This is a genomic window from Streptomyces sp. NBC_01454, from assembly GCF_036227565.1.
Lineage (GTDB): Bacteria > Actinomycetota > Actinomycetes > Streptomycetales > Streptomycetaceae > Streptomyces.
Genome location: NZ_CP109460.1, coordinates 4,707,813 through 4,720,770, shown reverse-complemented (window position 1 = coordinate 4,720,770; position 12,958 = coordinate 4,707,813). Strand labels below are relative to the sequence as shown.

Here is a 12,958-nt window from a genome sequence, read left to right as displayed (position 1 = left end):
ACGGGTTACGCAACTCGAACTCCCCCATCCCCATTTGCAGGCAGCCAAATCGCGCTCCGATCACCCCTCGGTAAGCTGACGGCATGACAGGACAAGTGCGAACCGTCGACGGCAGAGTTGCCGGCCGCCGCGGACAGGCGACGCGGCAAAAGCTTCTCGACTGCCTCAGCGAAATGCTCAGTTCGTCCCCCTATCGGGACGTCAAGGTCATCGATGTAGCCCGAAAAGCGGGGACTTCACCCGCTACGTTCTATCAGTACTTCCCGGACGTCGAGGGCGCTGTCCTCGAAATCGCCGAGGAGATGGCCAAAGAAGGCGCCACTCTGACCGATCTTGTCGCCGAACGCTCCTGGGTGGGCAAGTCCGGCTGGCAGACGGCGGAGGAGCTGGTCGAGGGGTTCCTCTCCTTCTGGCGCCGGCACGACGCGATTCTGCGCGTCGTCGACCTGGGCGCGGCCGAGGGCGACAAGCGGTTCTACAAGATCCGCATGAAGATCCTGAATGCCGTCACCAACTCTCTTACGGACTCCATCAAGGATCTCCAGAGCAAGAACAAGGTCGATAAGGACGTGAGCGCGCCCGCCATGGCCGGCTCGCTGGTCGCGATGCTGGCGGCGGTCGCCGGACACCAGAAGGGTTTCCAGAGCTGGGGTGTCAAGCAGACGGAACTCAAGCCGAACCTGGCACTGCTGGTGCACTTCGGCGTCACGGGAAAGAAGCCGACCAAATAGCGTCGTCTCTTGTGAGTTCCGCCGCCTGACGAAGCATCCGCGACAGCAGCCGGGGAAGCGGCCCGAGAAGCCGCCGTGCCCCGAAGTCCCGGTGTGCCCGGGACGGTTCGCCGTCGGTCCTGTATCCGTCCTGCCATAGCTGTATTACCCACGCAGCGGGCGCCGCGCGATCCCCAGGGGTCGCCGCGGCGCCCGCTGCCGTAGGGGCCCCGGGGTCAGCCGGCCATGACGCCACGACCCCGTCGGCCGGCTCGTTCAGCGCCGCTCCAGCAGGAACAGCCGGATCTCCCGCGCCACCCGCGCCTGGTACGCGGCGTACGGCGGCCAGAACGCCAGCGCCGCCCGCCACGCCCGCGCCCGTTCCCCGCCGGTCAGCAGCCGGGCCCGCACCGGAACGTCCAGGCCCCGCCAACTCACCTCGGCCTCCGGGTACTTGAGGAGGTTTCCGGTCCAGGCCGGATGCCCCGGCCGTCCGAAGTTGCTGCCGACCACTATCCAGCTGCCGTCCTCCTGCGGCAGGCACGCCAGCGGAGTGCGCCGCGGCTGCCCACTCCTCGCGCCGGTCGCGGTCAGCACCACCCCGGGCAGCATCCGGGCGCTGAGCAGCACCTTTCCCCGGGTCAGCCGGTGCAGGGCGCGGTCCAGTCCGGGGATGACGTGGGGCGCGATCCGGGCGAACGCACGGGTGGCGGAGATCTTCTGGAGCAGCCGCTCACCGGGCGGCATCAGACGTCCGCCGCCTCGGACGCGAGGGCCGCCGCCGGCCCGCCGACCGCCGCCCCGCCGCACTCCGGCCCGCCGCCGGCGCCCGCACCTCCCTCGCCGCCCGCGAACAGCCCCACCTCCTCGGCGGCCCGCGCCCGCAGCCGGTGCACGGGGCCCAGCAGCAGTTCGTCGCAGGCCGCACGCTTGAAGTACAGATGCGCCTCGTGCTCCCAGGTGAAGCCGATGCCGCCGTGCAGCTGCACCGCCTCGGCCGCCACCCTGCGCAGCGTCTCCAGCGCCTGGGCGAGGGCCAGCGCCGCCGCACCGGGCTCGGCCGCACCCTCCGGCCCCGCCGCGCCCGCACCGCCCGCCGACCAGGCCGCGTAGTACGCCGCCGAGCGCGCCGCCTGCAGCTGTACGTACAGATCGGCGAGACGGTGCTGCACCGCCTGGAAGGCGCCGATCGGCCGGCCGAACTGCTCGCGCTCCTTGACGTGGGCGACGGTACGGGCGAGCGCCGCGTCGGCCGCCCCGACGGCCTCGGCGGCCAGCGCCGCGGCCGCCACCACCCCGGTCGCGGCGAGCGCCGCGGTCACCTCGGCTTCCTCCGCGGGCCCCTCCCCCAGCAACTCGGCCGGCACGTCACGCAGTTCGAGGCGGGCCTGCGCACGGGTCTCGTCCAGCACGGTCTGCCGGGTCCGCAGCAGACCGGGCACCCCGGCCCCGCCGTCCCGCGGCCCGCAGGCCCCCTCCGTCGCTGCCGTCGCTGCCGTCGCTGCCGTCGCCTCCGTCGCTGCCGCCGCTGCCGCCGCTGCCGCCGCCCGGACGACGAAGAGCAGGGTGCGGCTGCGCGTGAACCCGCCGGCGTGGGCGGCCACCACCAGTACCTCCGCGGTGTGCCCGGCCAGCACCTGCCCGGCCTCGCCGTACAGCCGCCAGCCGCCGTCGGCCGGCCGCGCCTGGATCCCGCCGGCCCGGCCGCCGCCCGTCCAGTCGCCGTCGTTCGGGCCGGTCAGCGCCAGCGCGGTGGCCAGTTGCCCGCCCGGTACGACCAGCGTGCCGGTCAGCTCCCCGGTGGCCAGGGCCGGCAGCAGTCCGGCCCGCTGCCGCGCACTGCCCAGCGCGAGGATCAGCGGGGCGGCCAGCGCGGCGGTGGCGATCAGTGGCGAGGGAAGGACGACACGGCCGGTTTCCTCGCAGGCCAGGGCGAGTTCGGTGGGCCCGCAGCCGACGCCTCCGTACGCGGCGGGCAGTGCCAGCCCGGGCAGTCCGAGCCGGCCGGCGAGCTCCCCCCACAGCTCCCGGTCGTATCCCGGTGGGGTGCGCACCGCCGCCTTGACGCTGTCCGGGCCGCAGCGCTTGAGCAGCAGTTCGCGCAGCGTACGGCGGATTTCGTGCTGCTCCTCGGTGAACGCGGCATCCATCGGCGGGCTCCTCCCGACCGTGCGACAACACCCGTCCGGTCCGACGGGCCGCCGGCTTCCGATCTGACGGGCCGTCATAGTAGGGACGGGCGGTGCACTTTCCTAGGGCGAGCCCGCAGTCATCGGCGCCCGGACTCCGGTGGGCGGCCCCGGGTTCACCTGGGGCCGCCCTCGGACGCCTGCCGCCCGGCTCAGCGGATCAGATGCACCGTGAGCTGCGTTTCCGTGCTGCTGGTGTTGACACCGTGGATGGTGCCGCGCGCGGTGCGGTAGCGCCCCGTGCCTCCGGTGATCGCGAGGTCGATGTCGCCGGGGCCGGCGCTGGTGACGGTGAAACGGCCCTGGACGGTGAGCTGCCCCTGGGGAAGGGTGAGGTCGGCCGCGCACTGGAGGTCGAACTCATCGGCGGGGGCGGTGCGGGTCAGGGTGCAGATCTGGCCGTAGGTGCCGACCGTGGTACTGCCGCGCAGGAGATTCCCGCTGATGACGAATTCATCCCCCTGACTGGGGCCGGACGACCCGTCCACATCGACAAAAGTGCCCTGTGTCTGCTGCGCGGTCAGCTGGAATACTTCCTCTCCGGGAGGATACTGACCGCCGCCGGTACCTGCGGCGGCCGATGCCGGATGCGTGCAGAAAAGCAGGGCCGCGAATCCGGTGGCCGCACTCAGCGCGAGACGCTTGACGTTGAAGTGACGCACGATTTCTCCTGTGGGACTGGAAGGGAAATGCACTTGGCTATGTGCCTGAAGGTGCTCTCCTGAGAGAGCAGGGGAGAATGGTGGTGGAATCGATGGCACCGGTCCGGGACCAGGGATGAGTCGGTGGCGCTCCACGTGCTCAAGCTGCCGCCGGCCACACAGGAACCCGCCCCGACCGCGGCGGGGACAATTTCCTGGCGCGCGTCATCCGCGAAATGGCGGCACCTGCCATAAATGCGGAGGAATAATGGAACCGGGCGCTCGGGCGCGCTCCCAAGACCATGAAATCAAGGCGAACATGACACTCCCCAGGGCCGGCGGGAAAAGATGCATCCCGCACACGGAAATGTCTGCTCCGCCGCATGGGCAAACAGCGAGCAGTGAACCGGCCGTACACCTCGCCGGAAATTTCACACGCAAACGGAGAATACCCTCCCCGGGAAAGCATTTAAAGGTCGCGCGATATCTCCGATAATCGCTTTAAGGCGCACCCCGGGCGCACGCGACCCCCGTTCGCCCCGGCCGCCGGTCCGCCGCGGCGGACCGGCGGCCGCACTCCGCCCCCTGCCCGCCCCCTGCCCGGGCACCCCGCATCTGATGTACCGTCAGATTCATGACTTCAGGGACCCCTTACGGGAATCGCAAGGTCGCTGTCGCCGGAGTCGCCCTGTCCGACTGCGGACGCGTGGACGACGCCACCCCGTACGCCCTGCACGCCCAGGCCGCCCGCCGGGCGCTCGCCGACAGCGGCCTGGACCGCTCGGCGATCGACGGCTTCGCCTCGGCCGGGCTGGGCACCCTCGCGCCCATCGAGGTCGCCGAATATCTGGGACTGCGCCCCACCTGGGTCGACTCGACCTCGGTCGGCGGCGCCACCTGGGAGGTGCTGGCCGCGCACGCCGCCGAGGCGATCGCCGCCGGCCACGCCGACGCGGTGCTCCTCGTCTACGGCTCCACCGCCCGCGCCGACATCAAGGCGGGGCGCCGCACCTCGAACCTCTCCTTCGGCGCCCGCGGCCCCCTGCAGTTCGAGGTCCCTTACGGGCACACCCTGATCGCCAAATACGCCATGGCCGCCCGCCGCCATATGCACCAATACGGCACCACACTGGAGCAGTTGGCCCAGGTGGCGGTCCAGACACGGGCCAACGCGGCGGCCAATCCGGAGGCCATGTACCGCGATCCGATCACCGTCGACGAGGTCCTCGGCGGCCCGGTGATCGCCGACCCGTTCACCACACTGCACTGCTGCATCCGCTCCGACGGCGGCTGTGCGGTCCTGCTCGTCGCCGAGGACCGCGTCCAGGATCTGGCCAAGCCGCCCATATGGGTGCTCGGTTCGGGCACCGCGGTCTCCCACACCACCATGTCGGAGTGGGACGACTTCACCGTCTCGCCTGCGGCCGTCTCCGGCCGGCTGGCCTTCGCCCGTGCCGGGGTCCGCCCCGACGAGATCGATCTCGCCGAGCTGTACGACGCCTTCACCTATATGACCCTGGTAACGCTGGAGGACCTGGGGTTCTGCGCCAAGGGCGAGGGCGGTGCGTTCGTCGGGACGGGGCGGCTGCTGCGGGACGGGGAGTTGCCGGTCAACACCGACGGCGGCGGACTGTCCGCCTGCCACCCCGGTATGCGGGGGTTGTTCCTGCTGGTCGAGGCGGTACGCCAGCTGCGGGGTGAGGCCGGCCGGGACCGCCAGGTCCGTAAGGCCGACGGCGCGCCGCCCCGGCTCGCGGTCGCCTCGGGCACCGGTGGCTGGTTCTGTTCCTCGGGAACCGTGGTGCTGGGGCGGGACTGAGGGGCGGGAGCGCCGGCGGTGACCAGGCCTACGGGGCGGGCGGGCGGGTGATGACGCTGAGGGCCGTTCCGAAGGGGTCGGTGATCGCGGCCATCCGCCCGTAGGGGGCGTCCTCGGGGGCGGCCGCCGTGCCGCCCGCGTCGCGGGCGAGGGCGACCAGCTCATCGGTGTCCGCCACCTCGAACACGGTCTGCCAGCGGGACGCGGTGGCCGCCGGGGCCCCGAAGATGCCGCCGATCTCATGGCCGTCGGGGCGGCGCAGGAAGGTGAAGTCGAGATCGGGGACGGCGTCGTTGCCGTCGAGCGTGAAGTTGAAGACGCCGGCGTAGAAGTGGCGGGCCGGCTCGGGGGCCGGGGACGACAGGTCGTTGCGGACCAGCGTGCAGGGCTCGTTGACCAGCTCACAGCCCGGCAGCGCATATCCCTGCCAGAGGCCGAAGCGGGCGCCGACGGAGTCCGTCACGACGGCCGTACGGGCCAGATCCGCCAGGTCGGTCGGCGGCGCGAGCAGGGTCCCGCCGCTCTCGGTGATCCGCCGGACGGCACCGTCGCAGTCGTCGGTGGCGAGATATGGATGCCACCAGGACTCGCCCTCGGCATCGGTGGCGGCGACGGGCCGCAGCGCCGCCACCCGCCGTCCGCGCAGCAGACACAGGGTGAGCGGGCCGTTCGCCGTCGGCACCTGCGCGTACTCCCAGCCGAACAGCGCGCGGTAGAACTCCTGCGCACGGTCGAGGTCGGGGACCCCGAGATCGATCCATGTCGGCGTCCCGAACGGCTGGTTGCTGCTGATCTCGCTCATCGGATCCCCTTCACGAGTGACGCTGCCGGAGTCCACGCTAGTGAGCATCGAGGACGGAACGTGTCCTAGTTGGCACAGGACTTCCGGGACGTCCGCAGGGGCGGCGATGGTGACGACGGTGGGGCGATGGTGACGACGGTGGGGCGCCGGCCGCCCCGTCCGTGGTCGGTCTCACATCACGGCGGCGACCGATTCGCAGCAGACTGACTCCCATGTGGACTCCTCTGTGGACGCAGACCTTCGCGGCGGCCGGAGTGCTCGCCCTGCTGACCGTGGTCCCGGGCCCGGACATGGCCGTGGTCACCAAGCGCGCGATCACCGCAGGCCGGGCGGAGGCCCTGCGCGCCGCCGCCGGCATCACCACCGGGCTCCTGGTGTGGGGCGTGTTCACCGTTGTCGGGCTCGCGGCGGTTCTCGCGGCCTCGGCGGAGGCGTACTTCGTGGTCAAGATCCTGGGCGCCGGGTACCTGGTCGTCCTCGGCCTGCAGTCGCTGTGGCAGAGCCGCCGCTGCGCACCGCGGACCGCCGGGTCACAGACCACGGGTGCGGGGCGCGCCTATCTCACGGGCCTGACCACCAACGTCCTCAACCCGAAGATCGCCGTGTTCTACACCGGTCTGCTGCCGACGCTGGCCCCGCACCAACTGTCCATGACGGCCGGCATGGGACTGCTGGTCCTGCTGCACGCGGCACTGACCCTGACCTGGCTCGGGGCCTACGCCTACCTGGTCTCCCGGGCGCGCTCGTTCTTCGAACGGCCCAGGGTCCGCCGCCTGCTGGACCGCGTGACGGGCGTGGTGCTCCTCGGCTTCGGGGCGCGGGTCGCCATGGAAGCGAACTGAGAAGCCACGCACGGGGGGGGAGGAACGGAGAGGGGCAGGACGCTCGGCACGATCGAACGGATCTGGCGGTACCCCATCAAATCCACCGGCGGTGAAGAGCTGGACGAGGCCGCCACTTCGACCAGCTCCCCGTCAGCCTCCTGACCACCGCCACCCTCGACCGGGTCCGCGCCGCCATGCCCGGCGTGCCCGGCGTGCCCGGCGTGCCTGTCGACGAGTGCCGGTTCCGGCCGAATCTGCTGGTGCGGACGCCGCCGGGCACGCCCGCGTTCGTGAAGGACGAGTGGTTCGGCAGCACCGCCCGTATCGGCGGTGCCCTGCGCTTACGGTTCGAACGCTCCAGCGAGCGATGCGTGATGACCAACGAGGCCCAGCAGGACCTGCCGCACTCCCCGCGGATCCTGCGCGCCCTTGCGCAGGCACCCGACATGCGGCTGGACGCGCTGGCCACGGTCGCGCAGCCGGGACGGGTACGACGCGGGGACACCGTCGAACTGCTCTGATCCGCCTCCGACGTCATCGGCCGTCGTCGCCTGCCTTCGTCATCGGCCTTCGTCATCGGCCTTCGCTGCGATGCCCCGTACGCCGCCCGCTCCCCCGCCCCGTCCGCCCATCGCCGTACGCTGCCTGGCATGACCGATCACCCCGCGCACCGCGACAGCCCGGACACCGCCCCCGCCGGCAGCCCGGCGGCGCACCACGCCGAGGAGGCCGAGGCCCGCGCGTTCCGTGAGCTGCTGCGCGGGCTGCGGGTCTGGGACACCGAGCTGCCGTCGTTCGACCCGGCGGCGGCCCCCGCCGAGCCGCTGCCGCTGTTCCGGCAGTGGCTGCAGGAGGCCGCCGAGGCCGGTGTTCCCGAGCCGCACACCATGACGCTCGCCACGGCCGACGCGGCCGGCGCCCCCTCCGTACGGACCCTGATGCTGCACGACGCCGATGAGCACGGCTGGCACTTCGCCTCGCACCGCGGCAGCCGCAAGGCCCGCGAACTTCAGGCACGGCCGCGGGCGGCCCTCGGTTTCTACTGGCCGGCGGTCGGCCGCCAGGTACGGGTCCGCGGGCCGGTGACCGCGGCGGGCCCCGAGGAGAGCGCGGCCGATCTGCACCGCCGCTCCACGGGCGCGCTGGCGGCGGCGCTGGTCGGCCGGCAGAGCGAGGTGCTCGGCTCGGTCGAGGAGCTGGCGCGTGCCTCGGAGGCCGCGTGGGAGCGCGCCCGGCGCGAACCGGAGGCGCCGGTGCCGAGCTGGACGCTGTATGTGCTGCACCCCGAGGAGGTCGAGTTCTTCCAGGGCGATGCGCAACGCCGACACGTGCGCCTCAACTACCGCCGCGAAGACGGGCGCTGGGTGCGGGAACTGCTCTGGCCATAGGGAGAACGGCGGCCGGCCTCACAACTGCCGATACATGATGTGCAGCCCCACATAACCCTCCGTGGGATGCCGGAAACCCTCGGGGAGGGTCGTCATGATCTGGAAGCCCAGCGACTTCCAGAGCGCGACGGCGCCCGTGTTGGTCTCCACGACGGCGTTGAACTGCATCGCCCGGTAGCCCTCGGCGCGGGCCCAGTCCAGTACGTGCTCGCCCAGGGCCCGCCCGACGCCGCGGCCCCCGTACTGCGGGTCGATCATGAAGCTGGCACCGGCGATGTGCGAGGCGCCGCCCATGTGGTTGGGGTTCATCTTGGCCGTACCGAGCACCGTCCCGGCGTCGTCGACGGCGACGACCGTGCGGCCGGGCGGTGCGAGCAGCCACATCTCGCGGGCCGCCGCCTCATCGAGGTCCCGCGGATAGGTGTAGGTCTCCCCGGCCGCCACGATGGCGTGGAGAAAGGGCCAGATGGCGGGCCAGTCGGCCTCGGTCGCCGTACGGATCAGCACGGCCTCAGCATGCCGCGGGCGGGGACGGCCCGCCACCGGAAATCGCCGGGACCTGCCGCGTATCAAGCGGGCCGGAAGACGGGGAAGGCGAACCCGGCGTCGGCGTCCGCGGTGCCCGCCGCCCCCGCGCCGCGGAAGTGCACCCGCAGCGGCATCCCGATCCGCAGCTCGGGCTCGGGGCAGTCGGTGATCTCGGTCATCATCCGCGGGCCTTCGGCGAGATCGACCACGGCCGCGGTGTACGGGACCCGGTCGCCGAAGGGCGGGAGGTCATTGCGGTGCACGACGGACCAGGTGTAGAGCGTGGCGCGGCCGGTGGCCGGTTCCCAGCCGACGTTCTCGCTCCAGCAGTACGGGCAGAACTCGCGCGGATAGTGGTGGGCCGCACCGCACCCCTCGGCCCGGCACCGGCGCAGCAGCAGCCGCCCTTCGGCTGCCGCGTCCCAGTACGGACGGGTGAAGGCATCGCTCTCCGGCAGGTCGCAACGTGCCGCGGTCCGCGCCCGCTCGGCCCCACCGCGCCCGGTCTTCTGCATCCCGGCACCCCTCCCGCGCCCACCGGCCCGCGACCACCGGCAACCATGACTCCTGACGGTATGTCAGTTCAGCCGATCCGAGGCGGGTACGCAAGGGGAGGGACTCCACTCCCCTTGCGGAGCGGCCCCGCTCCCCACGCCCCCGCCTCACCCCGCCCAAGGTTTACCGTGCACCCATATTCCTGACGCAGCGTCAGTTCAGTAATCTGACTGAGTGTCAGGTAATCAGAGCCGTCTCACAGGAGCGGGCGTCTGCGATGCTTGGATCGACTCACGGCACCCTCACCACGCACTCCCGTTTGGCCCGCGTCGTGGCCTGTGGGGAGCAACGACCACACACCGTCCACGGCATCAGTGAACCGCAGTCCGGCGGCGGTGGACAGGGCACCGGCGCCGTCGACCGCGATGTCAGCGGGCGGCCACTGCAGGCTCCGGTGCCCGACCTGGACCGCTTCTTCCGGCCCGAGTCCGTGGCGGTGGTCGGCGCCTCGGACAGCGAGGGCCGGCCCAACACCGGCATCACCCGCCAGCTGATCGCCTGGGCGGAACGCGTCGGGGCCCGGCTCCACCCCGTCAACCCGGGACGCGCCCAGGTCTTCGGGCGGCCCTGCCGCGCCACCGTCGCCGATCTGCCGGAAGCCGTCGATCTCGCCGTCCTGCTGGTCGGCGACCCGCTGCCGGTCATCGAGCAACTCACCGAGGCCAAAGTGAAGTTCGCGGTGGCCTTCGCCTCCGGTTTCGCCGAGACCGGCGAGCAGGGCGCGGCCGCCCAGGCCCGGCTGGCCGAGGCCGTCGCACACTCCGGCCTGCGGCTGCTCGGCCCGAACACCAACCTCAACGCCTTCGAGAAGTTCCGCACGGACCTCGACGGCCCGGCCATCGCCCTCATCACGCAGTCAGGCCACCAGGGCCGGCCGGTCTTCAGCCTTCAGGAACTGGGCATCCGCCTCTCGCACTGGGCCCCCACCGGCAACGAGGCCGATCTGGAGACCGCCGACTTCCTCTCCTACTTCGCCACCCGCCCCGAGGTCGGCGCCATCGCCGCGTATGTGGAAGGGCTCAAGGACGGCCGCAGCTTTCTGCTCGCCGCCGACCGTGCCGCCCGCAACAAGGTGCCCGTCGTCGCCGTCAAGGTCGGCCGTACCGAGGCCGGTGCCCGGACCGCCGCCTCGCACACCGGCAAGCTGACCGGCGCCGACGAGGTCGTGGACGCCGCGATGCGGCAGTTCGGCGTGATCCGGGTGGACGGGCTGGACGAGCTGCAGGACACCGCGGCGCTGCTGGCCCGCGCCAGGAAGCCCACCGCCGAGGGCGTCGCCGTCTGTTCGATCTCCGGCGGCACCGGCGCCCACTTCGCCGATCTGGCGACCGCGGCGGGGCTGCGGCTGCCCACCCTGGGCGACGCCAAGCAGGCCGAACTGCACCAGTGGATACCGGACTATCTCAGCGTCGCCAATCCGGTCGACAACGGCGGGCACCCGGTCGGCGACTGGCGCGGACCGAAGATCATCGATGCGCTCCTGGCCGACCCGGCCATCGGCGTCCTGATCTGCCCGATCACCGGGCCCTTCCCACCGATGAGCGACAAGCTCGCGCAGGATCTGGTGGACGCGGCGGAGCGCACGGACAAGCTGGTGTGTGTGGTGTGGGGCTCGCCGGTCGGCACGGAGGACGCCTACCGCAGCACCCTCCTCGGCTCCTCGCGGGTGGCGACCTTCCGCACCTTCGCGAACTGCGTCACCGCCGTCCGCGCCTATCTCGACCACCACCGCTTCGCGGCCGGCTACCGCTCCCCCTTCGAGGACGCCCCGCGGGTCCTGTCCCCCTCCGCGCGCAAGGCACGGGCCCTGATGCGCCCGGGCCAGCAGCTCAGTGAGCACGCGGCCAAGCAGCTGCTGCGCGCCTACGGCATCCGCGTCCCGCGCGAACAGCTGGTGACCAGCGCGGCGGCGGCCGTACGGGCGGCGAGCCTGGTCGGCTACCCCGTGGTGATGAAAGCCTCCGGGCCGCAGCTGGCGCACAAGACCGAACTCGGCCTGGTCAAGGTCGGTCTGACCTCGGCCAGCCAGATCAGGGACGCCTATCGCGAACTCACCGACATCGCCCGTTACGAGGACGTCCCGCTGGACGGTGTGCTGGTCTGCCAGATGATCGAGCGGGGCGTCGAGATGGTCGTCGGCGTCACCCAGGACAGCCTCTTCGGGCCGACCGTGACCGTGGGTCTGGGCGGGGTGCTGGTGGAGGTCCTGCGGGACGTCGCGGTGGGTGTGCCGCCCTTCGGCGAGGACCAGGCGCGCGCGATGCTCGGCGAACTCCGCGGCCGCGCCCTCCTGGACGGCGTACGCGGCGCGCCGCCCGCGGATGTCGACGCCCTGGTCGAGGTCGTGCTCAGAGTGCAGCGGATGGCCCTGGAACTCGACGGTGAACTGGCCGAGCTGGACATCAATCCGCTGGTGGTCCTGCCGCGCGGAGAGGGCGCCGTGGCCCTCGACGCACTCGCCGTCTGCCCCTGACCGCACCGAACCGTGCGTCCCCCGCCGTCCCTTTTGGAGCCGCTCACCCATGACCCGCTCACCGTCCCCCTCGTCCCTTCCCCCCGAAGCGCCCGGCGAGCCCGCCGGGCCCGACGGCCGCACCGCCCGGGCCGGCTCTGCCGACCGTGCGGATCCCGTCGATTCCTTGATACTGCACACCACTGACAACGGCGTCCGCCGGCTCACCCTCAACCGGCCGGAGGTGCTGAACGCGGTCACCTGGGACCAGCGCGAACGCCTCATCGACCAGCTCGCCGAGGCCTCCGCCGACCCGGACGTACGCGTCGTCGTCCTGACCGCCACCGGCAAGGGCTTCTGCGCCGGCGCCGATCTGCGCGGCGCACCGTCCGCCGAGGAGCGGGTCGCCGGCGATGTCGCCCGGATGATCCGCCGTGGCGCCCAGCGCCTCATCACGGCCGTGCTGGACTGCGAGAAGCCGGTCATCGCCGCCGTCAACGGCACCGCGGCCGGGCTCGGCGCCCATCTCGCGCTCGCCTGCGATCTGGTGCTGGCCGCCGAATCGGCCCGTTTCATCGAGGTGTTCGTCCGCCGCGGCCTGGTCCCGGACGGCGCCGGCGCCTACCTTCTGCCGCGGCTGATCGGCCCGCAGCGCGCCAAGGAGCTGCTGTTCTTCGGCGACGCGGTACCGGCCGCGGAGGCGCAGTGGCTGGGGCTGGTCAACCGGGTCGTCCCGGACGGCGAACTCGCGGCGGTGGCACGGGAGTGGGCCGAGCGGCTGGCGGCCGGCCCGACCCGTGCACTGGCGCTGACCAAGCAGCTGGTCAACGCCTCCCTCGACAGCGACCGGGCCACGGCGCTGGCCGCCGAGGCCACCGCCCAGGAGATCAATATGACGACGGCCGACGCACAGGAGGGGGTCGCCTCCTTCGTGGCGCGCCGCGATCCGGTGTACCGGGGGCGCTGACCGGCCCCACGCCGCCGCACCGGGACGCCGCGCCCCCCGTCACCTCCAGACCCGCCGCCCTGGGGCACGTCGTCCTCGGGCAC

The 12,958-nt window shown here is 72.2% G+C and carries 12 protein-coding genes and 1 pseudogene; 7 read left to right on the top strand and 6 right to left on the bottom strand.

Going from position 1 to position 12,958, the window contains the following annotated elements; genetic code table 11:
* Positions 1-83 precede the first annotated feature (83 nt).
* Positions 84-731 (top strand): TetR family transcriptional regulator, encoded by a 648-nt coding sequence (locus tag OIU81_RS21005; RefSeq protein ID WP_189100982.1) that lies wholly within the window; start codon positions 84-86, stop codon positions 729-731.
* 255 nt (positions 732-986) lie between these two features.
* Here the strand turns inward: OIU81_RS21005 and OIU81_RS21000 are convergent, their stop codons facing one another.
* The 3 genes from OIU81_RS21000 to OIU81_RS20990 all read right to left on the bottom strand — a co-directional run bounded on the left by OIU81_RS21000 (position 987) and on the right by OIU81_RS20990 (position 3,561).
* Positions 987-1,457, bottom strand: a complete 471-nt coding sequence (locus tag OIU81_RS21000; protein ID WP_329150115.1) for a nitroreductase family deazaflavin-dependent oxidoreductase — start codon at positions 1,455-1,457, stop codon at positions 987-989.
* On the bottom strand, positions 1,457-2,860 hold the full coding sequence (locus OIU81_RS20995) for an acyl-CoA dehydrogenase family protein (protein ID WP_329150114.1): 1,404 nt from the start codon (positions 2,858-2,860) through the stop codon (positions 1,457-1,459). Before OIU81_RS20995 ends, OIU81_RS21000 begins: the two co-directional genes overlap by 1 nt.
* Positions 2,861-3,051: 191 nt before the next feature.
* Positions 3,052-3,561: an allene oxide cyclase barrel-like domain-containing protein gene (locus OIU81_RS20990; RefSeq protein WP_329150112.1), complete on the bottom strand. Its 510-nt coding sequence runs from the start codon at positions 3,559-3,561 to the stop codon at positions 3,052-3,054.
* Positions 3,562-4,174: 613 nt separating this feature from the next.
* Between OIU81_RS20990 and OIU81_RS20985 the strand changes: the two genes are divergently transcribed.
* Positions 4,175-5,359 (top strand): thiolase C-terminal domain-containing protein, encoded by a 1,185-nt coding sequence (locus tag OIU81_RS20985; RefSeq protein ID WP_329150110.1) that lies wholly within the window; start codon positions 4,175-4,177, stop codon positions 5,357-5,359.
* Positions 5,360-5,387: 28 nt separating this feature from the next.
* Here the strand turns inward: OIU81_RS20985 and OIU81_RS20980 are convergent, their stop codons facing one another.
* The gene (locus tag OIU81_RS20980) at positions 5,388-6,161 is read right to left on the bottom strand and encodes a VOC family protein (protein ID WP_329150108.1); all 774 of its coding nucleotides are present in this window, start codon (positions 6,159-6,161) and stop codon (positions 5,388-5,390) included.
* Positions 6,162-6,385: 224 nt separating this feature from the next.
* Between OIU81_RS20980 and OIU81_RS20975 the strand changes: the two genes are divergently transcribed.
* The 3 genes and pseudogenes from OIU81_RS20975 to OIU81_RS20965 all read left to right on the top strand — a co-directional run bounded on the left by OIU81_RS20975 (position 6,386) and on the right by OIU81_RS20965 (position 8,373).
* On the top strand, positions 6,386-7,003 hold the full coding sequence (locus OIU81_RS20975; protein ID WP_329155258.1) for a LysE family translocator: 618 nt from the start codon (positions 6,386-6,388) through the stop codon (positions 7,001-7,003).
* 134 nt (positions 7,004-7,137) lie between these two features.
* Positions 7,138-7,506, top strand: a pseudogene (locus OIU81_RS20970) (MOSC domain-containing protein); the annotation flags it as partial.
* A gap of 129 nt (positions 7,507-7,635) precedes the next feature.
* Positions 7,636-8,373, top strand: a complete 738-nt coding sequence (locus tag OIU81_RS20965) for a pyridoxine/pyridoxamine 5'-phosphate oxidase (protein ID WP_329150105.1) — start codon at positions 7,636-7,638, stop codon at positions 8,371-8,373.
* 18 nt (positions 8,374-8,391) lie between these two features.
* Here the strand turns inward: OIU81_RS20965 and OIU81_RS20960 are convergent, their stop codons facing one another.
* Complete coding sequence (locus OIU81_RS20960; RefSeq protein WP_329150103.1) at positions 8,392-8,880, bottom strand: GNAT family N-acetyltransferase; 489 nt, start codon at positions 8,878-8,880, stop codon at positions 8,392-8,394.
* A 62-nt stretch (positions 8,881-8,942) separates the two neighbouring features.
* A complete protein-coding gene (locus OIU81_RS20955; protein WP_329150101.1) occupies positions 8,943-9,416 on the bottom strand; it encodes a Zn-ribbon domain-containing OB-fold protein in 474 nt (157 codons plus the stop codon).
* Between the two features lie 257 nt (positions 9,417-9,673).
* On the opposite strand from OIU81_RS20955, the gene OIU81_RS20950 reads away from it, so the two are divergent.
* Both OIU81_RS20950 and OIU81_RS20945 read left to right on the top strand, forming a co-directional pair.
* Positions 9,674-11,929, top strand: a complete 2,256-nt coding sequence (locus OIU81_RS20950) for an acetate--CoA ligase family protein (RefSeq protein WP_329150099.1) — start codon at positions 9,674-9,676, stop codon at positions 11,927-11,929.
* A 49-nt stretch (positions 11,930-11,978) separates the two neighbouring features.
* Positions 11,979-12,875: an enoyl-CoA hydratase/isomerase family protein gene (locus OIU81_RS20945; protein ID WP_329150097.1), complete on the top strand. Its 897-nt coding sequence runs from the start codon at positions 11,979-11,981 to the stop codon at positions 12,873-12,875.
* Positions 12,876-12,958: the final 83 nt, after the last annotated feature.

What these genes read in the sequence shown, in the direction of transcription:
- OIU81_RS21005 (WP_189100982.1), top strand. Translation starts at nt 84, where the DNA reads ATGACAGGACAAGTGCGAACCGTCGACGGCAGAGTTGCCGGCCGCCGC.
- OIU81_RS21000 (WP_329150115.1), bottom strand. Translation starts at nt 1,457, where the DNA reads ATGCCGCCCGGTGAGCGGCTGCTCCAGAAGATCTCCGCCACCCGTGCG.
- OIU81_RS20995 (WP_329150114.1), bottom strand. Translation starts at nt 2,860, where the DNA reads ATGGATGCCGCGTTCACCGAGGAGCAGCACGAAATCCGCCGTACGCTG.
- OIU81_RS20985 (WP_329150110.1), top strand. Translation starts at nt 4,175, where the DNA reads ATGACTTCAGGGACCCCTTACGGGAATCGCAAGGTCGCTGTCGCCGGA.
- OIU81_RS20980 (WP_329150108.1), bottom strand. Translation starts at nt 6,161, where the DNA reads ATGAGCGAGATCAGCAGCAACCAGCCGTTCGGGACGCCGACATGGATC.
- OIU81_RS20965 (WP_329150105.1), top strand. Translation starts at nt 7,636, where the DNA reads ATGACCGATCACCCCGCGCACCGCGACAGCCCGGACACCGCCCCCGCC.
- OIU81_RS20955 (WP_329150101.1), bottom strand. Translation starts at nt 9,416, where the DNA reads ATGCAGAAGACCGGGCGCGGTGGGGCCGAGCGGGCGCGGACCGCGGCA.
- OIU81_RS20950 (WP_329150099.1), top strand. Translation starts at nt 9,674, where the DNA reads ATGCTTGGATCGACTCACGGCACCCTCACCACGCACTCCCGTTTGGCC.
- OIU81_RS20945 (WP_329150097.1), top strand. Translation starts at nt 11,979, where the DNA reads ATGACCCGCTCACCGTCCCCCTCGTCCCTTCCCCCCGAAGCGCCCGGC.